The 24,805-nt window shown below is 59.3% G+C and carries 23 protein-coding genes; 14 read left to right on the forward strand and 9 right to left on the reverse strand.

Annotated features, from left to right (window positions below; all coding sequences use genetic code 11):
* Window positions 1-9: 9 nt before the first annotated feature.
* The 3 genes from AGR1_RS16655 to AGR1_RS16665 form a co-directional block, all read right to left on the reverse strand.
* Window positions 10-858 (reverse strand): carbohydrate ABC transporter permease, encoded by an 849-nt coding sequence (locus AGR1_RS16655; RefSeq protein WP_022563716.1) that lies wholly within the window; start codon window positions 856-858, stop codon window positions 10-12.
* Window positions 851-1,789 carry a sugar ABC transporter permease gene (locus AGR1_RS16660; protein ID WP_077984280.1) on the reverse strand — a complete coding sequence of 313 codons (939 nt, stop codon included), beginning with the start codon at window positions 1,787-1,789 and terminating at the stop codon, window positions 851-853. The genes AGR1_RS16655 and AGR1_RS16660 overlap by 8 nt, the downstream gene beginning before the upstream one ends.
* Before the next feature lie 70 nt (window positions 1,790-1,859).
* Entirely contained in the window at window positions 1,860-3,161 is a 1,302-nt protein-coding gene (locus AGR1_RS16665) for an extracellular solute-binding protein (RefSeq protein ID WP_149147610.1), read from the reverse strand.
* Between the two features lie 194 nt (window positions 3,162-3,355).
* On the opposite strand from AGR1_RS16665, the gene AGR1_RS16670 reads away from it, so the two are divergent.
* The 3 genes from AGR1_RS16670 to AGR1_RS16680 are packed head-to-tail and all read left to right on the forward strand — an operon-like array spanning window position 3,356 to window position 6,367.
* Window positions 3,356-4,555 (forward strand): ROK family transcriptional regulator, encoded by a 1,200-nt coding sequence (locus tag AGR1_RS16670; RefSeq protein WP_137411679.1) that lies wholly within the window; start codon window positions 3,356-3,358, stop codon window positions 4,553-4,555.
* A 52-nt stretch (window positions 4,556-4,607) separates the two neighbouring features.
* On the forward strand, window positions 4,608-5,708 hold the full coding sequence (locus AGR1_RS16675; protein ID WP_142911863.1) for a Gfo/Idh/MocA family oxidoreductase: 1,101 nt from the start codon (window positions 4,608-4,610) through the stop codon (window positions 5,706-5,708).
* Window positions 5,709-5,725: 17 nt separating this feature from the next.
* The gene (locus tag AGR1_RS16680; protein ID WP_137411677.1) at window positions 5,726-6,367 is read left to right on the forward strand and encodes a ThuA domain-containing protein; all 642 of its coding nucleotides are present in this window, start codon (window positions 5,726-5,728) and stop codon (window positions 6,365-6,367) included.
* A gap of 45 nt (window positions 6,368-6,412) precedes the next feature.
* Here the strand turns inward: AGR1_RS16680 and AGR1_RS16685 are convergent, their stop codons facing one another.
* Complete coding sequence (locus AGR1_RS16685; protein WP_149147611.1) at window positions 6,413-7,771, reverse strand: amidase; 1,359 nt, start codon at window positions 7,769-7,771, stop codon at window positions 6,413-6,415.
* A 343-nt stretch (window positions 7,772-8,114) separates the two neighbouring features.
* On the opposite strand from AGR1_RS16685, the gene AGR1_RS16690 reads away from it, so the two are divergent.
* From AGR1_RS16690 to AGR1_RS16700, 3 genes are all read left to right on the forward strand, one after another.
* The gene (locus tag AGR1_RS16690) at window positions 8,115-10,433 is read left to right on the forward strand and encodes an EAL domain-containing protein (RefSeq protein ID WP_149147612.1); all 2,319 of its coding nucleotides are present in this window, start codon (window positions 8,115-8,117) and stop codon (window positions 10,431-10,433) included.
* A 30-nt stretch (window positions 10,434-10,463) separates the two neighbouring features.
* Window positions 10,464-11,357, forward strand: a complete 894-nt coding sequence (locus AGR1_RS16695; protein WP_137411674.1) for an amino acid ABC transporter substrate-binding protein — start codon at window positions 10,464-10,466, stop codon at window positions 11,355-11,357.
* A 72-nt stretch (window positions 11,358-11,429) separates the two neighbouring features.
* Window positions 11,430-12,332 (forward strand): amino acid ABC transporter substrate-binding protein, encoded by a 903-nt coding sequence (locus AGR1_RS16700; protein WP_149147613.1) that lies wholly within the window; start codon window positions 11,430-11,432, stop codon window positions 12,330-12,332.
* 45 nt (window positions 12,333-12,377) lie between these two features.
* Here the strand turns inward: AGR1_RS16700 and minE are convergent, their stop codons facing one another.
* From minE to minC, 3 genes are read right to left on the reverse strand one after another with little or no spacing between them, the layout of a single operon-like run.
* Window positions 12,378-12,638, reverse strand: a complete 261-nt coding sequence (minE, locus tag AGR1_RS16705) for a cell division topological specificity factor MinE (RefSeq protein ID WP_077984289.1) — start codon at window positions 12,636-12,638, stop codon at window positions 12,378-12,380.
* The gene (minD, locus tag AGR1_RS16710) at window positions 12,635-13,450 is read right to left on the reverse strand and encodes a septum site-determining protein MinD (RefSeq protein WP_003506498.1); all 816 of its coding nucleotides are present in this window, start codon (window positions 13,448-13,450) and stop codon (window positions 12,635-12,637) included. The genes minE and minD overlap by 4 nt, the downstream gene beginning before the upstream one ends.
* A 33-nt stretch (window positions 13,451-13,483) precedes the next feature.
* A complete protein-coding gene (gene minC, locus AGR1_RS16715; protein ID WP_162520324.1) occupies window positions 13,484-14,212 on the reverse strand; it encodes a septum site-determining protein MinC in 729 nt (242 codons plus the stop codon).
* Window positions 14,213-14,619: 407 nt separating this feature from the next.
* Here minC and AGR1_RS16720 point away from each other — a divergent pair, with 407 nt between their 5' ends.
* The 7 genes from AGR1_RS16720 (at window position 14,620) to uxuA (ending at window position 21,603) form a co-directional block, all read left to right on the forward strand.
* Entirely contained in the window at window positions 14,620-15,306 is a 687-nt protein-coding gene (locus tag AGR1_RS16720; protein WP_077984290.1) for an HAD family hydrolase, read from the forward strand.
* A gap of 138 nt (window positions 15,307-15,444) precedes the next feature.
* Window positions 15,445-16,161, forward strand: a complete 717-nt coding sequence (locus tag AGR1_RS16725; protein ID WP_142911868.1) for a FadR/GntR family transcriptional regulator — start codon at window positions 15,445-15,447, stop codon at window positions 16,159-16,161.
* Between the two features lie 63 nt (window positions 16,162-16,224).
* Complete coding sequence (locus AGR1_RS16730; RefSeq protein WP_077984292.1) at window positions 16,225-17,199, forward strand: sialic acid TRAP transporter substrate-binding protein SiaP; 975 nt, start codon at window positions 16,225-16,227, stop codon at window positions 17,197-17,199.
* 76 nt (window positions 17,200-17,275) lie between these two features.
* On the forward strand, window positions 17,276-17,851 hold the full coding sequence (locus AGR1_RS16735) for a TRAP transporter small permease (protein WP_149147614.1): 576 nt from the start codon (window positions 17,276-17,278) through the stop codon (window positions 17,849-17,851).
* Between the two features lie 3 nt (window positions 17,852-17,854).
* Window positions 17,855-19,261 carry a TRAP transporter large permease gene (locus tag AGR1_RS16740; RefSeq protein ID WP_080796026.1) on the forward strand — a complete coding sequence of 469 codons (1,407 nt, stop codon included), beginning with the start codon at window positions 17,855-17,857 and terminating at the stop codon, window positions 19,259-19,261.
* 70 nt (window positions 19,262-19,331) lie between these two features.
* Complete coding sequence (locus AGR1_RS16745; protein ID WP_149147615.1) at window positions 19,332-20,378, forward strand: L-idonate 5-dehydrogenase; 1,047 nt, start codon at window positions 19,332-19,334, stop codon at window positions 20,376-20,378.
* A 16-nt stretch (window positions 20,379-20,394) separates the two neighbouring features.
* Complete coding sequence (gene uxuA / locus AGR1_RS16750) at window positions 20,395-21,603, forward strand: mannonate dehydratase (protein WP_149147616.1); 1,209 nt, start codon at window positions 20,395-20,397, stop codon at window positions 21,601-21,603.
* A gap of 27 nt (window positions 21,604-21,630) precedes the next feature.
* On the opposite strand, the gene AGR1_RS16755 is transcribed toward uxuA, so the two are convergent.
* The gene (locus tag AGR1_RS16755) at window positions 21,631-21,984 is read right to left on the reverse strand and encodes an antibiotic resistance protein VanZ (RefSeq protein WP_162927623.1); all 354 of its coding nucleotides are present in this window, start codon (window positions 21,982-21,984) and stop codon (window positions 21,631-21,633) included.
* Between the two features lie 245 nt (window positions 21,985-22,229).
* Between AGR1_RS16755 and AGR1_RS16760 the strand changes: the two genes are divergently transcribed.
* On the forward strand, window positions 22,230-23,741 hold the full coding sequence (locus AGR1_RS16760; RefSeq protein ID WP_080796018.1) for an aldehyde dehydrogenase (NADP(+)): 1,512 nt from the start codon (window positions 22,230-22,232) through the stop codon (window positions 23,739-23,741).
* Window positions 23,742-23,795: 54 nt separating this feature from the next.
* Here the strand turns inward: AGR1_RS16760 and AGR1_RS16765 are convergent, their stop codons facing one another.
* A complete protein-coding gene (locus tag AGR1_RS16765) occupies window positions 23,796-24,794 on the reverse strand; it encodes a TRAP transporter substrate-binding protein (protein ID WP_149147617.1) in 999 nt (332 codons plus the stop codon).
* Between the last annotated feature and the right edge of the window lie 11 nt (window positions 24,795-24,805).

Genomic DNA, 24,805 nt, shown 5'->3' on the forward strand with positions numbered 1-24,805 from the left:
CCTTTCATGTCACGATTTGACGGCACCGGCCGTCAGGCCCGCGATGATGTGTTTCTGTGCGAGGAAGAAGACGATGACTGTCGGCAGGATCGTCAGCGTGATGAAGGCGAGAACCAGCTGCCATTCCGTGCCGAACTCGCCGCGATACACCATGATGCCGAGCGGCCAGGGATATTTCGATTCCGAATTCAGCATGATGAGCGGCAGGATGTAGCTGTTCCAGCTGCCGACGAAAGAGACGATGCCAACGGTCGCCACGATCGGCCGCGAAAGCGGCACTGAAATGTGCCAGAAGAAGCGCAGATACCCGCAGCCATCCACAAAGGCTGCCTGAAACAACTCATCCGGCAAATTGCGGAAATAGTTGCGGAACAGAAGAATGCTCATGCCAAGGCCGAAAGCCACCTGCGGCAGCACCACACCCCAATAGGTGTCGAGAAGGCCCAAATCGCGAATGCGGATGAACAGCGGCAGGATGGCGGTCGCCGCCGGGAACATCAGCCCCAGCAGGAAATAATTGAGCAGGAAGGACGAGCCGAAGAATTTCACATGCGCGAAGGTGAAGGCCGCCATGGCCGAGACGGTGAGCGTCAGGAACACCGTCAACAGCGCGATGACCAGAGAATTGAATATCTGCAGCCAATAGCGTTTGCCAAGCAGGATATCGCCGTAATTGGCCCATTGCCATTCGGCCGGTATACCGAACGGATTGACACGCAGGTCTCCCAGCGTCTTGAAGCCGCCAAGAGCCGTCGTCAGAAGCGGAATGAGCACGATGGCCGCGATCAGGCTCAGCGAGATATAGAGATAAAGCTTGGTTTGCAGCGGCATGCGCACGGAAGTGGATGTGTCAGTCATGGCGCATGAATATCCTTTTGTAACCGAAGGCGAGCGTCACGCAGATGACGAAAAGAACAACGCCCACCGCACTGCCAAGGCCCACCTGCATTCGCATGACGCCGTAAGTGTAGAGGAAGGTGACCATGGTCTGCGTGGAGTTGGATGGACCGCCGCCGGTAAGCGGCATGATCATGTCGAACAGTTGCAGGGAGCCGATGACCGCAAAGAAGACGGAAAGGCGAACCGTGGAGCCGAGCATCGGCAGCGTGACGTAGCGGAATTTCTGCCAGCCGGACGCGCCGTCGATTTCGGCCGCTTCCAGTACATTCTTATCGACGGATTGAAGGCCCGCGATGAACAGCATCATGTGGAAACCGAAATATTTCCACACGATGACGCCGAGCACGGCATAGATCGCCACATCCCTGTCGGCCAGCACGTAAGGATTGGCGAATCCGAAGAAGTTGGAAATCGCGGCAAAGAGGCCATAGTCGCCATCATAAACAAAGCGCCAGATCAGACCCGCAGCAACATCCGCCAGAACGTAAGGCAGAAAGAACACCAGCCGGAAGGCAACGACGCCGGGAATGCGATGCGCCAGCATCATGGCAAGCCAGATGGCGAGCGGTATCTGGATCAGGATCGAGATGAGGATGATCAGGCCGTTATTGAGCAAAGCCTGTGAAAAGGCGGCATTGCCGAACAGGACCTGGAAATTCTTCAGGCCGACAAAATCGGTCGGTGTGCCGTAACCGTTCCAGCGATAAAGACTATACCACGCCGCCTCACCCATGGGCAGAATGACGAACAGGGTAAAGAGTAGCAGCGCGGGCGGCAGGAACACCAATAGGGTCAGCGCCCGATCATGCGCGACTGAACTCCGCTTGTGCCTACCCTTTGTCGCGCCACGCGCCGGCATGGACGCAGAAGTCATGGAAATATCCGTCATCTCTATCCGCTTTCATGGAGGCAGATAAGCAGCGCCGCACATTCGCGGCGCTGCCATGGAAATCGTCAGATCAGCGCAGCTCGAATGCGTCCTGAATCTGCTGGGCACCTTCTTCGGCGGTCATCTGGCCGGATACGATCTCGACCGAAATATCATTGACGACGCGGCCGACGGCGGCGCCGAGCGTCTGATCGAAGAAGTTCTGGTGCCAGGTGGAGGCGGCGAGCTGCTTGGCCGAATCCGCCAACAGCGGGTTCTTCACCGCACCGGCTGCACCCGTGGCGACCGGCAGGATCATACCGGCGGTCGCCATCTTCTCTTCGCTTTCCTTGCTGGTGAGGAAAGTGGCGAAATCGATCGCTTCCTTGGACGCATTCTTGGTGACCGCCCAACCGTTCAGGCCGCCCAGCGTATCGGTGGCCTTGCCGGCACCGCCTTCGACAACCGGGAAGGCAAAGCGCCCGATGTTTTCAGGGGCCAGACCCTTACCGTCGCCGGCATTCTTGCGCTGGTTCGCTTCGGTATTGTCGAAGCCGAGAATGATTGCAGCCTTGCCGTCACCAAAGACGCCGAGCGCCTGCGGCCAGGTGGAGCCGAGATAACCGGGCTGGAAAGGTTCAAGCTTGCCGAACTCGGCCAGCTGCTCACCCGCCTTGATGATGGCAGGGTCCATGAAGCCTTCGCCTTCGCCCTTGCGGGCGGCATCAAACACGGCCTGCCCGCCATTGCGCATGACGAGATAGCTCCAGTAGAAATGGATCGGCCATTTTTCTCCGCCGCCGCCGGCAATCGGCACGATGCCCGCGTCCTTGATCTTCTTGACGGTTGCGCTGAAATCCGCCCAGGTCTTGATATCCTCGGCCTTCACACCTGCCTTGGCGAACAGTTCCTTATTATAAAAGAAGCTGACAAGGCTGACACGATAAGGCACGGCCCAGACCTTGCCGTCAAAGGACAGGCCGTCGATTGCAGACGCATTATAGGCCTGGCGCAGTTTGCCGCCATCGGCATCGAAAACCTCGGTCAGATCCTTCAGCGCACCAGTCTTAGACTGCTCCTCAAGGACGCCGCCGCCCCAGCTATAAAAGAAGTCGGGCACGTCGTTGGATTGCAGCAGCGTCGGCAACTTCGCCTTGAAGGCCTCGTTTTCGAGGAACTGCAGTTGGATGTCGACATCGGGGTGCTTGGCCTCGTATTCCTTGGCGATCTCCACCCAGACGGCCACGGATTTCGGGTCCAGTTCCACATGCATCCATTTTACGACCGTCGCGGCCGAGGCGCATGCTGCGCCGAGCATGAGAGCAATACTTGTCGTTGTGGCAAAGCTTACGAGCTTGCCGCTCAGGCTTGCGCCTGCGTGCCAAATCGTCATGATGGTGATCCTCCCTCGGGGATTTCCTCATTTATTCCCCAATGCGGATTAATTCATATCAGGGTTCGCTCATTGTCAAGGCACAATGCCGATTTTTTGCGCTTGGCGCTTGACACACCCCACCCTCACCCCGTTATTTAATCCGTATTCCGATATAAATCGGGAGGCAACGGCATTGATCGCAGCAGGACCCCATGAAGACCGCAGACCCAGAATTGATGCGCGCGATCAACAGGCTGAGCGTGCTCGACAGCATCCGCCGGCATGGACCGATTTCCAGGGTGGAGATCAGCGAACGCACCCAGCTTTCCACGACGACCGTTTCCGCCATCACCGCTTCTCTTCTGGATGATGGGCTGATTCTCACCCGCCATCTCGGCGACATCAGGACGGAAGGTGGACGCGGAAGACCGCGCGTGATGCTGGAGCTGAACCCGGATGCCGCTCGCGTCGTGGGGGCAAAGATAGCCGCCAACCGTATGGTTTTCGTCGTCACCGATTTTTGCGGCAATGTCCTTTCCACCCTCGCTCTTCCAATCCGTGTCGATCGCCAGCCGATCGGCGTTATCGCCGATCTCGTTGAAGACGGAGTACGGCGCTGTGTGGTCGATGCGGGTCTTTCACTCGAAGATGTGGACATGGTCTGTCTTGGCCTGCCCGGCGTCATCGAACATCGCACCGGCAAAATCCGCAGTAGCCCGATCCTGCGGGAGGTGAACGTCAATTTCGCCGAGGAAATGACGGCGCGGCTGAATTCGCCGACCATCATCGAAAGCGATGCCCACGCCATTACGCTCGCCCATCACTGGTTCGGCCACGCGCGTGATCTCGAAGACATGGTGCTGATTTCGCTCGAACAGACGCTTGGGCTTGGCGTGCTGCATCAAAACCAGCTGTTTCGCGGTGCCGGTGGCCTCAGCCACAATCTCGGCGACCTCGTCATCGGTCTTGCCACTGAAGGCACGGTACGGCTCGCGAGCCAGGCAGGCGAGAACGCCATTTTAGGCTCCCGCCCGGCGGATGGGCGCTTTGCCGAGGCGATCCGGCTCGGTCGCGGCATGCAGCATGCCCATGCATTGATTGCGGCGGAAGACAACGACCTCATCGCGGCCGCTTCGCGCGCCGGCGCAGCGCTCGGCCTGACGCTTGCCAATATCGTCACGCTGTTTGCGCCGCCGCGTGTCATCATCACCGGCTCCAGCCTCGAACTCGGCGAACCCTTCATCGCCAGCATTCGCGACAGCTACAACGCCGCCGTGCCGCCCTCGCTTGCCGGTGTCGCGGAGCTGGTTTTCGACGTTGCGAGCGACGAATTATGGGCGCAGGGCGCTGCGGCCGTTGCGCTCTACGAGCTTTACGAATCGCCATGGAACACCACGGGACCGGCGCTCTAACCCGCTATTTTGAGCACAGGCCCAGGCATTTCTAATTTACGGGAGGAATCATATGAACAAGGTCGGCATCGGCATCATAGGCTGCGGCAATATTTCCAGCGCCTATCTCAAGGCCATGGCGTCGTTTCCCATTCTCGACATTCGCGGTCTCGCGGATATGAACGAGGAGGTGGCGAAAACCCGCGCTGCAGAATTTGGCCTTCCGGCAACAAGCGTAGACGCGCTTCTTTCTGACCCCTCGGTGGAAATCATCGTCAACCTGACGATCCCCAAGGCACATGTGGAAGTGGGTCTGCGGGCGCTGGACGCCGGCAAACACGCCTATTCCGAAAAACCGCTGGGCATCAATTTCACCGAAGGCAAGCGCCTTGCGGATGCGGCAAAAGCAAAGGGCCTGCGAATTGGTTCGGCTCCCGATACGTTCCTCGGTGGCGGCCACCAGACGGCACGCCGGCTGATCGACGATGGCGTACTTGGTCAGCCAGTCGGCGGAACGGCCACTTTCATGTGCCCCGGCCATGAACGCTGGCACCCGAACCCCGCCTTCTATTACGAGGTTGGCGGCGGGCCAATGCTGGATATGGGACCCTATTACATCACCGATCTCGTCAACCTCTTCGGCCCGGTCGCCAAGGTGGCAGGCTTTGCCATTGCGCCACGCAATGAGCGCCTCATCACCAGCGAGCCGAAGAATGGCGAAAAAATTCCCGTTCATGTCGCCACCCATGTCTCCGGCGTGCTCGCTTTCGAAAATGGCGCTGTGGTTCAGGTCGGCATGAGCTTCGATGTAGCCGGCCACAAACATGTACCGCTGGAACTCTACGGCACGGAAGGCACGCTGATCGTGCCCGATCCCAACCATTTCGGCGGCGAGGTGCAATTGCTGAAAAAGGGCGGCGAGTTCGAGCCGCAGGCGCTGTCGTCCCCCTATGCCGACGGCAATTACCGGTCCATCGGCGTGGCGGACATGGCCCATGCCATCCGCGAGAACCGCCCGCACCGCGCCAATGGCGATCTTGCCCTGCATGTGCTGGAGGTGATGGAAGCCTTCCAGACGGCATCGGACACCGGCACCACCGTTTCCATCACCACCAAGGCGGAGCGCCCTGCCCCGCTCGAAACATCGCTGGTCGACGGCCAGCTCGGCAAATAATCCCGAGGAGGAAATAAATGCGCGAAGCACTCATCGTCTGGGGCGGCTGGAGCGGCCACGAACCGCAGGAATGCGCCACCATCGTCAAGGACATTCTGGAAGAGGATGGCTTCAAGGTCTATGTGGAGCACTCAACGGAGGCTTTTGCAGATCCTTCGGTGCATGATCTGAGCCTTGTTGTACCTATTGTCACCATGTCGAAGATCGAGAAGGAAGAAATCAAGAACCTGACGACCGCCGTCGAAAACGGCGTCGGCATTGCCGGTTTCCATGGCGGTGCGGGCGACAGTTTTCGCGAATGCGTGGAATATCAGTTCATGATCGGCGGACAATGGGTCGCTCATCCCGGCAATATCATCGACTACACCGTCAACATCACCCGCCCCGACGACCCGCTGATGGAGGGGATTTCCGATTTCCCCTATACGTCGGAGCAATATTACATGCATGTCGACCCCTCCAACGAGGTGCTGGCGACAACCAAGTTCACCGGCGACCATGCCTGGTGGATCGACGGCGTGGTCATGCCGGTGGTCTGGAAACGCAAATACGGCAAGGGCCGCGTCTTTTATTCCGCGCTCGGCCATCAGGCCAAGGAGTTTTCCGTGCCGCAGATGAAAACCATGTTCCGCCGCGGCGCCAACTGGGCGGCGCGTTGAAGCATACGTTGAGAGGCGGCCAAACAAGGCCGCCTTTTCCTTTCCTCAGCCGCGAATAATCTCTTCCGCCGCCATCGCCGCGCCCAGCACATGGTCATCCGTGTCATGGAGACCGGAAAGCAACAGGCCGACCGGCATGCCCGCATCGCCCTTTCCGCAGGGGATGGAAACGCCGCAGAGATCGAAAAAATTACCGATCTGGGTGTTGCGCAGAGTTTTCGCATTCATGGCGAAAAAGGCATCGTCATCATCGAGAAGCGGCGCAACCTTGGCCGCGATGTGCGGCAATGTCGGCGATACCAGCAGCTCCTGCCGGTCGATCATGTTGGTAAACGCCGCCGTCATGCGTTCGCGCGCCTCGATGATAGCGATATAATCAGGCATGGAAATATTCGCCCCGAGCTTCGTTCGCGCAACCACGCGCGGGTCCATGCGCGCCGCATCCGCACATTCCAGCCGTATCTTGTGCAGGGCAAAGGCTTCCGTCGTCACCAACGCGCCCTTTTCCCTGATAAGATCGAACAACTCCGAAAAAACGGGAAATGCCTGCCGCCGCACCGAAGCACCGGCGCGGACAAGACGTTCCACCGCCTGCTCGAAGGCGGTAGCCACGCCATCCTCAATGCCGTCGAAAAAGACCGTTTCCGGCACCACCAGCGCCAGGCCGGAAAGAGGCGCGCGTGTGAGATCGGCAACCGCCTTACCGCGCATGGCGGCATCCACCCAAACGGCATCCTGTACGGTGTGCGCGAGCGGCCCGAGCGAATCGAGGCTTTTCGCCAAGGGATAAACGCCGCGCATCGAATAACGGCCGCGGCTCGCCTTGTAACCGACCACGCCGTTGAAAGCGGCGGGAATACGCACCGATCCGCCGGTATCAGTGCCGATCGCCACCGGCACCAGGCCGGCAGCCACGGCGACGCCCGCACCCGACGAAGAGCCGCCCGGCAGACGGTGACCATCCGTGGAAGCAGGATTGCGCGGCGTGCCGTAATGCGGATTAATGCCGAGACCGGAAAACGCGAACTCGCTCATATTGGTGCGGCCGATGCAGATCATGCCCGCCTGTTTTAGCGACGTCACCACATCCGCGTCACGAGACGCAGGCTTATCGTCCGCAAGCACCGTCGAGCCGGCCGTGGTCGCCATGCCTTCAAGGTCAAAGAGGTCCTTCCAGGCCACCGGAATACCATCGAGCACACCACTAGAACGACCCTCACCAATTCGTTTTGCCGCGTCTTCCGCCTCCGACATCGCCCGTGCTGCCGTCAACTCGACAAAAACGGCCTGATCGTCCCTTCCGCCGATCGCATCCAGCGTCTCTTCCACCAGGGCACGCGGATCGAGGTGGCCGCTCTGGAGGAGAACGGAAAGCTGCGCGATGTTTTTGCCTTTATGAGCCATGATATCTTTCCTGAAAGCGGCATGTTGCGCACAAGATGCCGTTTATCGGCCAGTTGGCAAGGCCAATCGCTGCGCTATCGATGACAGACATACCGGATCGGGAAACTTGGCGGAGATCGCAGAATTTTGGAGTTTATCCTTAACGGCTCATCTCTATCCCCCGATTTTTTCAACCTAAGGTGCAAGAGCAACACCTCTTATATAAGCTACGACTATAAAAAGAGGGATTAATTCTTAATCGCATCTAAACTTTGTTGAATTATTTAGCAGACAGCATTGAAATGCATGCCCTATAAAATTCCATAAAACAATTATAACGCGACATCGCGGGGGACTATCGCGAATGGAAGAGACTGCCTATCGCGGGACAGATAGACAGGTTGAACCGGGCCACACGCTTCGCTCGCCAACGCAGCCGGAACCAGGCCGGTTTTCGCGACGGCGCTCGCTCGCCAGCAAGATAACCCTCATATTCCTTGGCGGCGTGATTTTTTCCTATAGCATCGGCGCGCTTGTCGGCTGGTACATGTTCGTCGCCGCCGCCAGCGAGCAATGGCTCAACCAGGCCCGCGTCAATTCGCAGATCGCCAGCGCCACGCTTCGCAGCATCTATACCTATGTCAGCGTTACCGCCGATGCCGACGGGCAGGTCAACGGCATATTGACCGACAAACCCATCGGCGACGACGAATCCATTCTCGTCACCGGCTTCAACCCCAGCGACGTTCTCGCGCTTATCGGCGCACAGACCAAGAATGCCGTCTGGCTTTTCCGTTATGACGAGGCGGATTCCGGCTTCCGGCAGATCGCGGCGGCCTTCGACAACGCCACGGACGACGATGAAAAGCCGCTCGCGACCGATCCCATCTTTTCCCGCGATGCGGTCGCCGCGCGTTTTTCCACCGGTTTTGCGACCATCGGCGAATCCAGCCATTATATCGGCCTGCTGCCGATCATCAGCACGGAAACGAAGAAACCCATCGGCGCGGTCGCCGTCAGCATTGGCGGCTCGGACGCGCTTTATGGCGCGCAGCGCAAGCTGATCTATAATTCGCTCGCCGCCCTGATCGTGGTTTTGACCGTCACCGGCGCACTTGTGACCGTCATCGCCCGGCATTTCCTAAAACCGGTCCCGGCGCTGGTGCAGGCGACGCTTCGGATCGCCCGCGAGGAAACGGATGTCGCCACGCCATTTCAGGAGCGGCGGGACGAAATCGGCGACATGGCTACCGCCATTGAAACGTTGCGCGAGGCGGTTCTGGAACGCGGACGCCTGCGGCAGATTCGCGATATGGCGCAGCAGCTGGAGCATATGGCCCATCACGATGCGCTGACCGGGCTGCCCAATCGCGTCCTGCTGATGAAGACGCTGGAAAACCGTCTCGAACAGCTTGCCGCGTCAGGCCAGCCGTTCAATGTCATGCTGCTCGATCTGGACCGCTTCAAGGCCGTCAATGACACGCTGGGCCACGCCGCCGGCGATTCCCTGCTGGTGGCGGTGGCCTCGCGGATTTCCGCCGTGCTTGGTGAAAACGACATGGTAAGCCGTCTCGGCGGCGACGAATTCGCGATCATCCAATCGGCAAATGCCGACTGCGAGAGCGATGCCGCGATGCTGGCCGCGCGGGTAGTGCATGCCGTCTCGCGCAGCTTCAGTCTGGAAGGCAGCGATATCAGCATCGACACCAGCATCGGCATTGCCTGCGCTCCGGGCCACGGCACATCCGCCACGCAGCTTCTGCAACATGCAGATCTCGGCCTTTACCGGGCGAAATCCATGGGCTGCGGCTATTTCGTCTTTTACGAGCCCGGCATGGACATGGCGGCGCAGCACAAGCATGCGCTGGAAATAGACATGAAATCGGCGCTCGAAAACCAGGAATTCGAGCTGCATTACCAGCCGGTCGTCAATCTGCAGAGCGGTCGCATCGTTGCCTATGAAGCGCTGGCCCGGTGGCGGCATAGCAAGCTTGGCCTCATCGCACCGGACCGCTTCATTGCGCTTGCCGAAGAAAACAACTTCATCAAGCCGTTGGGTGAATGGGTTCTGGGACAAGCCTGCATGGATGCCATGACATGGCCAAAGGATATCAGGCTGGCTGTCAATCTTTCCGCCGTTCAGCTCAGCAATGACGACATCGTCCCGATAGTGGACCGGGCGCTTGAAACATCCGGCTTACCGGCGGAACGGCTTGAACTGGAAGTCACGGAAACGGTCATGCTGGAGCGCGACAACAGCACGCGGATCCTGAAACTGCTGAAGGAAAGGGGCGTGCGCCTCGCGCTCGACGATTTTGGCACCGGATATGCGGGGCTCAGCACGCTGACCCATGTCGCCTTCGACAAGATAAAGATCGACCGGGAATTCGTCTCCGGCCTGCCGTCCAATCCCATGTGTTCCGCCATTGTCAACACCGTCATCGACATGGCTGAACAGATCGGCCTGAAGGTTACCGCCGAGGGCGTTGAAAACAGGGAGCAGGTGGAAGCGCTTAAGCTTTCCGGCTGCGACGAAGCGCAGGGCTATTATTTTGCCGCGCCCGCCCCGCTTGCCCGTATTTTGAAGAACCGCGCCGTCATAGCTTCGATCGCGCAGGATGAATTCGGCGATCCCGGTCGGCCGACACAGGAAACCTATTGCCCACCACAAAAAGCCATTTGAGAAACCAGCTCCCGGCCCAGAGGACATGAAATGCGTCTTTCAGTATTTTGCCTTTTCCTCGCATGCCTTGTTCCCATCACGCCCCTTCAGGCAGCAGGCGGAGGCGATACGCTTCAGCAAATTGCCAAAACCGCAAAGATCCGCATCGGCTATCGCGAGGCCGAACCGCCCTTTTCCTATCAATTGCCGAATGGTGAGGTCACCGGCTTCTCGACCGATCTTTGTCGGGCGATCAGCGAAGATATTCGCAGGAAGCTGAAGCTCGACAGGATCGAACTCGAATACGTCAAGGCGACACCCGCGACCCGTTTCATCCTTGTCCGCAGCGGGCAGATCGATATTGAATGCGCGGCCACGACCAACAATAGCGAACGCCGCAAGATCGTGGATTTCTCCTATCCCAACTTCATGACCGCAACGCAGTTTCTCTCTCGCAAGCAGGACAATCTGAAAAGCCTTGCCGATCTCGCCGGGCGGTCCGTCACATCCTCCTCCGGCACCGTCAATATCGAGCAACTCAACGCCGTGAACCGGGCGAAGAACCTCAATATCTCTGTTATGCCGACGAAAACCAATGAGGAGGCCTTCGAACTCGTGGTTTCCGGCAAGGCTTCCGCCTTTGTCATGGATGGCATATTGCTTGCGGCGCTGGCGGCAACGTCAGAGAATCCGGACCTCTATGCGCTTTCCGAGGAAACGCTGAGCGCACCCGAACCTTATGGCCTGGTTTTCCGCCGCAACGACCCGGATTTCAAGGCGGCGGTCAATGAAAGCCTTCGGCACATTTTCACCGGGCCGGTCATTCATGGCCTTTATGAAAAGTGGTTCACCAAGCCCATTCCCCCAAACGGCATGAACCTGAACCTGCCGATGGCCGCCTCTCTGAAACAGGCGTACGAACATCCGAGCGAATACCAGGACTGAGCGCCCAAGGCGCCAACCCGTATCGATTTTCATGAAAATGTTTTGACGGATTATTTTGGCTGGAGATGCGCGATGCAGAGATCGACATTATGGCTTATGCTGGTTTTTTCAAGTCTTCTTCCCGTTCAGGCGGTGAGCGAGGACGCCCAACCGCCGACACTTGAAACCATCGCCAGAACCGGCACGATCAAGCTCGGTTATGCCGATCGCAACATCCCTTTCTCCTATCTCGGCGCCGGGACGGAGCCTATCGGTTATAGCATAGAACTGTGCCTGAGGGTGGCGGATTCCATCAAGAAAAAGCTCGGCCTGCCTGAACTGAAGGTCGAGTTCGTCAAACGCACACCCAGCAACCGCATCATGCTTCTCAATGACGGCACGATGGACATGGAATGCGTAGCGAGCACGAATACGGAAGAAAGGCGCAAGGCCGTGTGGTTCTCCTATAGCCACTTCATCACCGGCACCCGTTATGTGGCGCTGAAATCGAGCGGCCTGAACACTGTCGCCGATCTCGCCGGGCGAACGGTGGTGGTGACGACGGGAACCATCAACATCACCCAACTCAACGTGCTCAATCGCAAATTGGGACTGAACGTCGCGGTTTTGCAAAATGACAGCACGGAAGGCAGTTTCGACATGGTGACGGAAAACCGCGCCTCAGCCTTCGTCATGGATGATATACTTCTGCGATCCTTCGTTGCCGAAACCGGCAAGCCCGAAGACTACGTCATCTCGGACGAATATCTCGCCCCGCCGCAGCCCTATGGCCTGATGCTCCGCCACGGCGATACCGGCTTCCGCGACGCCGTCAACGAGGCGCTCGGCGAAATCTATGCCAGCGGCGAAATCGAAAAAATCTACGACAAATGGTTCAACACGCCGATCCCGCCGAACGGGATAAACCTGAAACGCCCGCTGCCAGATGACCTGGAGGAAGCCTTTCGCAACCCCGTCGACACGACAGCGGAATAAAAAGCCGCCCGGAGGCGGGCGGCATCCGTCTTTGGTAAAATGTCTTCAGGCAGCGCGCAGGTCAGCGCCGAGCGGGATTTCGACATCGATCTCCAGAATGGAGACATGCTCGTCGCGATCCATCTTCACATGCACCCGGTCATTGTCGATCTGCACATGTTTGGCGATGACGGCGAGAATTTCTTCCCTGAGAATGGCGACGAGATCGGAGCCCGATGACGCCCTTTCGTGGGCGAGCAGCACCTGCAGACGCTCGCGCGCAAGCGGTGCCGACTTCTGTTTGCGGAAGAGACTGAAGATGCTCATGCAGCCCTCCTTGCGAAGATCTTGGAGAAGATGCCACGCTTCTCACCCGGGATGACCACCGGAATATCCTCGCCGGACAGACGACGAGCGGCGTCGAAATAGGCCATAGCCGGCGCGCAGCGGGCGTCCGCCAGCGTGACGGGCGCACCGACGTTCGAGGCCCGCAGCACATCCGTGCTTTCGGGAATGATGCCGAGCAGCGGAATGGAAAGGATTTCCAGAACGTCATCGACCTTCAGCATGTCGCCGCGCTCGGCGCGGGAAGCATCGTAACGCGTCAGAAGCAGGTGTTTCTCCATGCGCTCGCCGCGCTCGGCCTTCAGCGTCTTGGAATCAAGCAGGCCGATGATGCGGTCGCTGTCACGCACCGAGGAGACTTCCGGATTGGTGACGACGACGGCCACATCCGCATGGCGCATGGCCAGCGTCGCGCCGCGTTCGATACCGGCCGGGCTGTCGCAGATCACCCAGTCGAAATGTTTCTTCAGCTCGTTGATGACCCACTCGACACCTTCCGGCGTCAAATTGTCCTTGTCGCGGGTCTGCGAGGCGGGCAGCAGGAAAAGCGTCTCGAGGCGCTTGTCGCGGATCAGCGCCTGCGTCAGCTTGGCATCGCCCTGGATGACGTTGACGAGATCGTAAACCACCCGGCGTTCAGCACCCATGACGAGATCGAGGTTGCGCAGGCCGACATCGAAATCGACGACCACGACCTTCTCTTTATTCTGCGCCAGTGCGGCGCCAAGCGCTGCGGTCGAGGTCGTCTTGCCGACCCCGCCCTTGCCGGAAGTTACAACGACTACCTTCCCCATATGGCTCTCCTGTTCCTGTTCGTTTCTATATTATCAGCCGAGCTTTGCGGCCTTGATCGTATCGTTTTCAAGCCAGAGTTGAACGGGCTGGCCGCGTAGCTTGTCGTCAATGTCTTCGGCAACCTTGTAGACCCCGTCGATGGCCAGAAGCTCCGCTTCGAGCTTGCGGCAAAAGATGCGCGCCGAGACATTTCCAAGCGAACCGGCCATGGCGCGACCGCGCAGGGCGCCGTAAATATGCACCGAGCCGCCAGCGATGATTTCCGCCCCCGAGGCGACCGAGCCGATGACCGTCACGTCGCCCTCGGGAAACATGATCGACTGGCCGGAGCGAACCGGCTCGTTGATGACCAGCGACTGCACCACGGCCCTGACCTCACCGGCAGCGCGCGGCTTTTCCTCCGGCAGTTCGGCGGCGATGGCGACCGGCTCAACCTCGACATCGGAAGCGGGCTTTCCGCCCTTCAGCGACGGCGGCATACCCGGCTCGATCATCGAGGGGCGAACGCCCTCAATACCCATGATGCCGACATTGCGCTCCGTCAGCGCCGCCAGCAACTCCTTCAGCCCCGCCTTGTCGAGCGACAGTTCCGACACATCCAGGACCACCGGACGCGAGAGGAAGAAGCCCGCCGAACGGGCGGCAAGATCATCCAGCCTTTCCAGCCATTGATCGACCGGAGATTCGGGAGACAGCACGACTGCGAGGAAGGAGCGGCCTTTGATACGGATCGAACGCTGGTCTGTTAGCACTTTGGTCATCTTGGTAAACAAATCATTGACAATTAGGTACCTCGAATATGGTTAACAAATGGTTAACGCCACCCCTAAATGGACGAAAGCGTTAAGAAAATTCCCTTGTGAATTTCTTTTAAAGGAACTTTCAAAAACCGTGCCACCCCTTTGATTACACAACATTCTGAACCCTATGAACGCTCATGATGACATGCCATCCTTGCAGGGGGCTGACTTGGGGTCATGTCGGGCGTGTTCTGGACCGAGCCCGCGCCCGCCGCGTGTTTTAGCGGAATCATGGTTGCCCGATTCTGATACAACGTCGCCTACCTTCCCTTACGCCTTCATCGACCACTCCTTCGGAAAATCGATTCCGTTAAGTCTCCATATAAGATAGACACGGGCTGCCCCGACAGTTTCAACGGAAGAATGAGATGCACAGCAAAGTCCCCCAGCAGAACCGTATATTTTCGCAAGACTTTGGGGCCTTCCTGTTCGACATGGATGGAACGCTCGTCAATTCGATCGCCGTCGTCGAGCGCGTCTGGCGGGAATGGGCCGTCGCGAATGGCATCGAGCCAGACGCCTTTCTTCAGCGCATTCACGGCATGCGCGCCTCCGAGGTCATCCGTCGCGAGGCGGTTCCCGGCCTTGATATCGACGCAGAAGCCGACATGATATTACGTGCCGAAATGGACGATGTGGATGGCATCATCCAGATACCGGGTGCGGCAGAATTTCTTGCGACCTTGCCGGCAAGTAAATGGGCCATCGTCACCTCGGCTGTGCGCGAATTGGCTGAACGCCGGCTTGCCGCCGCCGGCATCACCCCTCCGGCCGTCATGATCTGTGCGGACGATGTGGTCAACGGCAAGCCCGATCCTGAAGGTTACCGCAAGGCCGCTGACAGGTTGGGTGTCGCCCCGGAAATGTGCGTTGTCTTCGAGGACGCACCCGCAGGCATTGAGGCTGGAGAACGAATGGGGGCTGCGGTCGTGGTGATTAACGTCACCCACTCCCACCCGATGGAAACCTCTCATCTTTCCATTGGCGGATATGGCGAGGTGAGCGCGGTCATCGGGGAGAACCGCAACCTGAGGCTGACGAGCAATAAAGCCTGAAAAAGCCATTTCCATATAACAGCAGACTTTTGCAAAGCGGCTAATTGACAGCCCGGCATAAATGCGCCCTAATGAAATTGGTAAGACCATCTTACCGCTTGCGCGAATGGGGGGAGACCTTCGCGCTGGGAGGATATCATGTTTGTGGCTCTTGAGCCGCGCCGCCTTTACCGGTTGGTCGCGGAACAAATTCGTTTGCTCATCGAAAGCGGGGAACTGACCGAAGGCCAGCGCCTGCCGGCGGAACGGGATCTTGCCGAACGCTTCGGCGTATCGCGGCCGACGGTCCGCGAAGCGCTTATCGTTCTGGAAGTGGAAGGCCATATCCATATCCGCATGGGTTCGGGCGTTTATGTCAGCGCAGCCGGCAAGCAGGCCAAGGAAAAGCCACCGGTGCCGGATGCGCATGGGCCATTCGAAATCCTGCAGGCGCGCTGCATCATCGAAAGCGCAATTGCGGAGGAAGCGGCAAGGCTTGCCAAGCCGGAATGCATCGCCAAGCTCGATGATATCATCGAACGCATGGCCGGCGCGCTCGACAGCTCGCCACAGGCACTCAATTTCGACAGGGCCTTCCACACCGCCATCGCCGATATCATCGGCAATTCGGCACTCAATCGCTTTACCGGCCTGATTTATGACGAGCGCAGCCTGTCACCCTTTTTCGAAAAGCTCGCCAGCTATTTCGAGGGGCCGCATACATGGAACCTTGCCGTTCAGGAACACCGCGCAATCCGCGACGCTATTGCCGCCAACGACCCGGAAGGCGCGCGTGAGGCGATGCGGCAGCATCTGATGCTGTCGCAAAAGAGATTTTCCGAAAGTTTCGGGGAGGAAACGATCGGAGAAGAATGACCGCCGCCGCAACCGGCGACGGGAAAAATGAGAAATCTGGCTTTAATTCGGGAGGAGTTAAGAATGAAAATCAGATTGTCGACTTTGATGGGTGCAACAGCCGCCATCCTGCTTTCCGCGCTCGCGGCGCAGGCGCAGACCGCGCTCAAATGGGCACATGTCTACGAAACCTCCGAGCCGTTCCACACGGATTCGGTCTGGGCTGCGGAAGAGATCGCCAAACGCACGGACGGCCGCTACAAGATCGATGTGTTTCCGGCCTCGCAGCTTGGCAAGGAAGCAGATATCAACCAGGGCCTGAAACTCGGCACCGTCGATATCATCATTTCCGGATCGAGCTTCGCGGCGCGTGACTACAAGCCGATCGGCGTCACCTATTTCCCCTATATCTTCCGCGATCCGAGCCATCTGATCGCCTATACCAAGAGCGATGTCTTCAAGAAGCTCGCGAAAGGTTACGAGGACAAGACCGGCAACCACATCGTCGCCGTCAGCTATTATGGCACGCGTCATACAACCTCCAACCGGCCGATTGAAAAATGCGCCGACATGGCAGGGCTGAAAATGCGCGTTCCCGATGTGCCTGCCTATCTGGCCATGCCGCGCGCCTGCGGCGCCAATACGACGCCGATCGCCTTTGCGGAAGTTTATCTGGCGCTTCAGAACGGCACCGTCGAGGCTCAGGAAAACCCGCTGACGACAATCGAGGCGAAGAAGTTCTACGAGGTGCAGAAGAACATCGTTCTGACCGGTCATATCGTTGACCATCTCAACACGCTGGTTTCCAAGACACGCTGGGCGAGCCTCTCGGATGAGGATAAAAAAATCTTCACCGAAGTGATGCAGGAAGCCGCGGCCCGCACGACGAAGACAATCGAAGCCCGTGAAAAGGCGCTCGTTGATGAGTTCAAATCGAAAGGCATCACCGTCGCGGACGTCGACAAGGCTGACTTCGAGAAAAACGTGGTCGAAAAGGTGAAGCTTGAAGATTTCGGTTACGAAAAGGCCGACTGGGAAGCCATCCGCGCCATCAAGTGATGTTTGAGCCTATCCCGGCGCCATTTCCGGCGTCGGGATATCGCCGACCGAGACCCTTGAACTGGAGTTCCTGCCAATGACTGACCAGCAGCACGCGCCCGTCAGCGTGGAAGAAATGGCGCATGCCTTCGAGGAAGAAAACAGCCCTGTCGATCTTTCACCCTATGCGGTGGAAGACTGGATAACGCTTGCCGTCTTCTGGGGCATGGGCCTTTGCGTCTTTCTGCAATTCTTCACCCGTTACGTGTTGAACGACAGTTTCGCTTGGACAGAGGAGATTGCCGCCAATTGCCTCGTTGTTGTCGTCTTCCTCGGCTCGGTCATGTGCGTGCGCATGTTTCGCCATATCCACGTCGACCTGATCTACCGCTTCGTGCCGAAACGCGTCGGGCGGATTCTGGAGCTTATTGTCGATCTCGTCGCCATTGGTTTTTTCGCCTATATCACCTGGCTGATGTGGCGTTATCTGGAAATCGTCGGCGATGAGCGCATGGTCACCGTCGATCTGCCGCGCGGTATCGTCTTTTATACCGTTTTCGCCGCTTTTGCGCTGATGTTCCTGCGTGCCCTGCACAATTTCGTCAAAGACATCACCGGCAAAAAAACCGTGCGGGAAAAGGCTCAGGAAGCCGTCAGCACACAGGGAATCTAGGCCATGCTCCTGCTTATCGGTTCATTTCTTCTGCTTCTCATTATCGGTACGCCCGTCGCCGTGTCGATGGCCGTCAGCTCGCTGCTTTATCTTGTGCTTTATGGTGTTGCCCCCGATATTATCGCAGCCCAGCGCATGATTGCCGGCGTTGAAAGTTTTCCGCTCATCGCCGTTCCCTTCTTCATCCTCGCCGGCAATCTGATGAACATCGCCGGGGTGACGAGCCGCATTTATCGCTTCGCGCTGGCGCTCGTCGGCTGGATGAAGGGCGGCCTGGCGCAGGTCAATATCATCGGCTCGGTGGTTTTTTCCGGCATGTCGGGCACCGCGCTCGCCGATGCCGCCGGCATCGGCACAATCGAGATCAAGGCGATGAAGGATCATGGCTATCCGGTCGATGCGGCTGTCGGCGTCACCGCCGCCTCGGCGACGCTTGGCCCGATCTTCCCGCCGTCCCTGCCCTTTGTCATCTACGGCATGATGGCCAATGCCTCGATTGGCGCGCTGTTCATGGCCGGCGTCATTCCCGGCGTGGTCATGACCGCGCTGATGATGCTGACAGTCTATATTTTTGCCAAACGCAAAGGCTGGGGCTCCGACACGCCCTTCGAACTGAAGCAGCTTCTTTCCGCCTCCATGGAAGTGGTGATCGTCTTAAGCTTCCCGGTCGCTGTCTATCTGATGATCCTTGCCGGACTGTCGATCAATATAGCGGTCCTTATCGGGCTCGCCGTGCTCGTCGCGCTCGACTGGTATTACGATTTCTCCGCCGTGATGGCGCTGATGACGCCGGTATTGTTGATCGGCGGGATGACGATGGGCTGGTTCACGCCAACCGAAGCGGCGGTCGCCGCGGTTCTCTGGTCTCTCTTCCTTGGGCTGGTGCGCTACCGCACCATGACCTTCAGGACATTGGCCAAGGCAAGCTTCGATACGATTGAGACCACGGCGTCGGTTCTCTTCATCGTCACGGCGGCGTCGATCTTCGCGTGGCTGCTGACCGTCAGTCAGGCGGCCCAGATGTTCTCGGACTTCATGTTCGCGATGACCGATAATTGGTGGACCTTTCTCATCATCGTCAACATCCTGCTCCTGGTGGTCGGTGCCTTTCTAGACACCATTGCCGCCATCAGTATTCTGGTGCCGATCCTGATGCCGGTCGCCGCCCGTTACGGCATCGACCCCGTCCATCTCGGCCTGATCGTGACGCTGAACCTGATGATCGGTCTTCTGACCCCGCCGGTCGGCATGGTGTTGTTCGTGCTGTCGCGCATTTCGAAAATGTCGGTGGAGCGCACCACGCTCGCCATCCTGCCGTGGATGATCCCGCTTTTGGTGGCGCTCGCGCTGATTACCTTTATTCCGTCGGTCACGCTCTGGCTGCCGACCCAGCTCGGCCTCATCCGCTGAGCGGACTGAAACTGCGCGGTCCGCGCCGCGCAGTTTCTTCGACACGACATGCATTCGAAAGGATTTCGTCATGCAGACACGCGTGGCACGCCTGTACGGCCAGAAGGACATTCGCGTCGAAACGCAGGACTTTCCCGCACCGGGACCGGGCGAAGTGCTGCTTGCTATGGCGGCGGGCGGCATCTGCGGTTCCGATCTCCACTATTATCAGGATGGCGGCTTCGGCCCGGTCCGGGTGCGCGAGCCCATCATCTGCGGGCATGAGGCGTCCGGTCATGTGCGGGCGCTGGGAGACGGCGTCAGCGGGCTTGCCATCGGCCAGCTCGTTGCCGTCAATCCCTCGCAGCCCTGCGGCCATTGCCATTTCTGCCTGAAGGGCCAGCCGATCCATTGCCTTGAGATGCGCTTCATGGGCAGCGCCATGCGCCTGCCGCATGAACAGGGCATGTTCCGCGACTGGCTGGTGGTTCCGGCAAAACAATGCGCGACATTTTCAGACGAGACCTCACCGGCAGAAGCCGCCTGCACCGAGCCGCTCGCGGTCTGCCTGCATGCCGTGGCCCAGGCCGGCGACCTGAAAGGTGCAAACATACTCGTGACGGGCGCAGGCCCCATCGGTCTGTTGACCATCGCCGCCGCCCGCCATGCCGGTGCGGCCACCATTGTCGCCACCGACCTCACCGACGCGGCGCTGGAACGCGCTCCCGCCATGGGCGCCGACCGCACGATCAATGTCGCAAAAGACGCCGAGGCGCTTTTGCCCTATCAGGACAACAAGGGTTATTTCGACGTCATTTTCGATTGCTCCGCTGCTGGCCCCGCGCTCCGCACCGCGTTTGCCTGCGTGCGCCCGCGCGGTGCCATCGTGCAGGTCGGCGTCACCGGTGACATCACCATCCCGCTCAATGCGCTGGTGGGCAAAGAAATCCTCTGGCGCGGCTCGCAACGCTTTCATGAGGAATTCGCTGTCGCGGCGGGGCTGATCTCCTCCCGCAAAATCGATGTACGGCCGATCATTTCCCACAGCTTCCCGCTTGGCGAGGCGAAAGCAGCATTCGAACAGGCCGGAGACCGCTCCGCCGCCTGCAAGGTGCATCTGACATTTTCCGCAGACTGATATTTGAGGATTAAAGATGAGACATACATGGCGCTGGTTCGGCCCGGTCGACAAGGTCACGGTTCAGGATGCGGCTCAGGCGGGTGCGGAAGGCATCGTCAGCGCGCTGCACCACATCGCCACCGGCGATGTCTGGCCGGTGGATGAAATCGCCAGACGGCATGAAGCCATCAGGGCCGGCGGTCTATATTGGGACGTGGTGGAAAGCGTGCCGGTCTCCGAAGATATCAAGACCCAGACCGGGGATTGGAAAACCCATATAACCAACTGGCAGGAAACGCTGCGCCGCCTCTCCGCCTCCGGCATCCGCACTGTCTGCTATAATTTCATGCCCGTGCTGGACTGGACCCGCACAGACCTGCGCTGGGAAACAAGGCACGGCGCAAAGGCGATGCGTTTCGATCTTCCCGATTTCGCCGCCTTCGACATCCACATCCTAAAGCGCTCCGGGGCAAAGGCAGATTATCCGGAGTGGCTGGCGGAGGAAGCGGCAAAACATTTCGCCGACATGCCGGACACGAAAATCGCCGCCCTCGGGCGCAATATCGGCGCGGGTCTACCCGGCTCAGCGGATGGTTATACGCTCACCCAGCTACTGGAAAAATTGCGCTCCTATCACGGTATCGACCGCGAAAGGCTCCAACAAAACCTCATCGACTTTCTCTCGGAAGTGACGCCGGTTGCCGAAGAGGTGGGCATCAACATCTGCGCCCATGGCGACGATCCGCCGTGGCCGCTGCTCGGCCTGCCGCGTATTCTCTCCACCGAAGCCGACTACGCCCATATGCTCTCGCAGGTCGACAGCCGCGCCAATGGCGTGACGCTCTGCACCGGTTCGCTGGGCGCGCGGGCGGATAACGACCTGCCTTTCATCGCGAGCCGTTTTGCCGATCGCATCCATTTCGTGCATCTGCGCAACGTGACGCGCGACACCGACACCGTGCCTTGCTCCTTTTTCGAGGATGGACATCTGGAAGGCGGAACCGACATGGTCGCTGTGATCGCGGCACTCATCACCGAAGAAGCGCGCCGCCGGGCGGAGGGCCGCGAAGACCACACCATTCCGATGCGGCCCGATCACGGTCAGGAAATCCTCGATGACCTGACGCGCGGCGCACAACCCGGTTACCCCGCCATTGGCCGGCTGAAGGGGTTGGCTGAGCTGCGCGGCATCGAACGCACGTTATCGCACGGCCGTTTCGGGCTGGCGGGTGGGACACGCTGAACAATGTTCCCGGCTTTGGGCGTTCCGTCAGCCTGGAGCCAGCCGCGCCCTGAACAGCAGGTAGGAAAAGGTCGTGAGCCCGCCGGCGATGACGCCGGCGGCTTTCACGATGGCGTCCATCAGATGCGGATGGCGGGTGGGCGAGAGGAATTGCAGCGCCTCGATACCGAAAGCCGCCGTAATGCCTGCCACGATAATCGCCAGCCAGTAACGCGGATAGGCGAGCACGAAGGCGGCAGAGCAAAAGGCGAAAGCCGCGGCGCGGTCCAGGCCCACCGTCGTCAGCGTGTGCGGACGAAAGCCGATAGGGCAAACTGTAACGATCACGATCAGCAGAAAAACCGACCAGGCGACATATTTCGGAAGTCTATTTGTCATCATGGCGTCACAATAGAGCGCCGTGCGCGTAAACGGAAGCGGGTCTTTTTCACGCTTCGCCCCATTAATCACACTTTTTGGTCAGATAGTTGAAAAACCGGCTTTCGCTCAGGCCCCACACGGGCTAAGGCAGATGGCAACCGGGCGTGGATCGCGGCTGATGGCGTTTTATGCCGTCGCCTTTCGGTGCAACGTCACGGTGTCGGGTGGGTTTTCCACACAGGATCAGATTTTCAGGGAAGAGCACAATGAGTTTCAAGCCGCACGGCAAACATCTGGTTGCAGGAGAATGGGTCGCAACGGAAGCAAAATTCCGCAGCGAGCCTGCACATGGCGAAGCTTTCGATTTTTCGGTCGGCACCGTCGATCTGGTGAATGCAGCCTGTGAAGCGGCCGAAGACGCCTTCTGGAGCTACGGCTACACGACCCGCGAAGAGCGCGCCGCATTCCTCGACACCATTGCCGATGAAATCGAAGCCCGCGCCGATGCGATCACTGAAATCGGCTCCTCCGAAACCGGCCTGCCTGCGGGACGCCTGCAGGGCGAACGCGGCCGCACCGTTGGCCAGCTTCGTCTTTTCGCATCGCATATCCGCAAGGGTGACTATCTCGACCGCCGCCATGACGAAGCGCTGCCGGACCGCCAGCCGCTGCCGCGCCCGGATATCCGCCTGATGCAGCGCCCGATCGGCCCTGTCGCCGTTTTCGGCGCGTCGAACTTCCCGCTCGCCTTCTCCACGGCCGGTGGTGACACCGCTGCGGCTCTGGCTGCCGGTTGCCCCGTTGTCGTGAAGGGCCACTCCGCCCATCCCGGCACCGGTGAAATCGTCGCCGAAGCGGTTCTCGCCGCCGTCAAGAAGCATAATCTGCATCCCGGCGTTTTCTCGCTGATCCAGGGCGGCCGCCGCGATGTCGGTTCCGCGCTTGTTCAGCATCCTCGCATCAAGGCGGTCGGCTTCACCGGTTCGCTCGCCGGCGGCCGCGCACTGTTCGATCTCTGCGCCCAGCGCCCCGAGCCGATCCCCTTTTTCGGCGAACTCGGTTCGGTCAACCCGATGTTCCTGCTGCCGGAAGCGGTTGCCAACCGCGGCGAAGCCATCGCCAAGGGCTGGGCGGGTTCGCTCACCATGGGTGCGGGCCAGTTCTGCACAAATCCCGGCATCGCCGTCATTCTCTCCGAGCAGGCGGACGCGGTTGCCGAGACCGCCCGCGCGGCGCTTTCCGAAGTCGGCCCGCAGGTCATGTTGACCGACGGCATCGCGGCTGCCTATCGTGATGGCCGCGACCGCATCGCTGCCGGTAACGGCGTGCGCGACGTTCTGACCACCACCTGCAACCTGCGCAATGCAACACCTTACCTCTACCGGGTTTCCGGCAAGGACTGGGTTGCCAACCATGCACTAGCAGAAGAAGTCTTCGGACCCCTCGGCCTGATCGTGACGGTTGATAGCACCGAGGAAATGCTTGAGGTGGCCAAGAGCTTCGAAGGCCAGCTGACCGCCACCCTGCATCTCGACGCAGGTGACGCCGAACTCGGCCGCAAGCTGCTGCCGATCCTCGAGCGCAAGGCCGGCCGCGTTCTCGCCAACGGCTTCCCGACCGGCGTTGAAGTCTCCGAAGCCATGGTTCACGGCGGCCCCTACCCGGCTTCCACGAACTTCGGCGCAACTTCGGTCGGCACCATGTCGATCCGTCGTTTCATGCGCCCGGTTTCCTACCAGAACATCCCTTCGGACGTTCTGCCTGAGGATATCCGCTAACAACAAGGGGAAGGCGCTCCCGCGCCTTCCCCTTTCGTTTTCGATCAAGCAACCTCAGGCTGACTGGATAGCCTCGATCTTGTCGATGCCGCCGACTGTTCCGGCAAAATCCCGCCACACACCCTGCGCACCCTTGCGCCATTCATCCAGTGCTTCCGGCTGCAGCACCTTGCCGCCCTTGGAGAGCGCCAGCTCAACTGACTTCGTTTCGTCTTCGACGATCAGCTGGTTGAAATATTGTGCGCCCTCGCTGGAGGCTTCCGAAAGAACCTTCTTTTCTTCGTCATCCAGCTGGTTCCAGAAGGTCGCGCCGTAATAGACGACGCCCGAGGCCCAGATATGGCCTGTCTCGGTCATATAGGGAACGACCTCGTAAAGCTTGAAGCCGGCATAGGCGGATTTGGTGAGGTCCATGGCGTCGGCCACACCGGTCGCCAGCGCATTATAGGTCTCGGTGATTGGAATACCGACCGGCGTGGTGCCGAAGGCGCTCCACAATCTGGTGTGCAGCGGGCTCTGGATGACGCGGATTTTCTTGCCCTTCAACTGTTCCGCGCGGGTCACAGGCTCCTTCGCCAGAAGATGGCGAGCACCGTAATTGATGAAATCGGCGGCAATGAATTGCTGCGCGGCAAGTTTTGCCTTCAGCTCTTCGCCGGTCTCGCCCATCACCACCTTGCGCACATGCTCACGATTACGGAACAGGAAAGGCAGATCGAGGATCTGCAGTTCCGGCACCCAGCCTGACAGGGAAGAGACGGTGGAGAGGCTGGCCTGAACCGAACCGAGGCGAATGTTTTCCGCCACTTCCTTCTCACCACCCAGAGCACCGCTTTTGACGATGTTGAAACGGAAACGGCCAGGCAATTTCGCCTCCACCAGCTGGCTGATCCTGACCCAGATTTTCGTCTCCGGCTTGTCGTCGGCGAATAACGACGCAACCGTGAGGCTGCGGGTTCTGGCATGCGCCGGGCGCACCAGACCAGGTGCGGCAAGCGTCGCGACGCCGAGAGCGGAGAGTTTGAGGAAATGACGGCGGTCGATAAAGGTCATGACGAAAACCC

The sequence above is a fragment of the Agrobacterium sp. B1(2019) genome, assembly GCF_008274755.1.
In the GTDB taxonomy this organism is placed as follows: Bacteria; Pseudomonadota; Alphaproteobacteria; order Rhizobiales; family Rhizobiaceae; genus Agrobacterium; species Agrobacterium salinitolerans.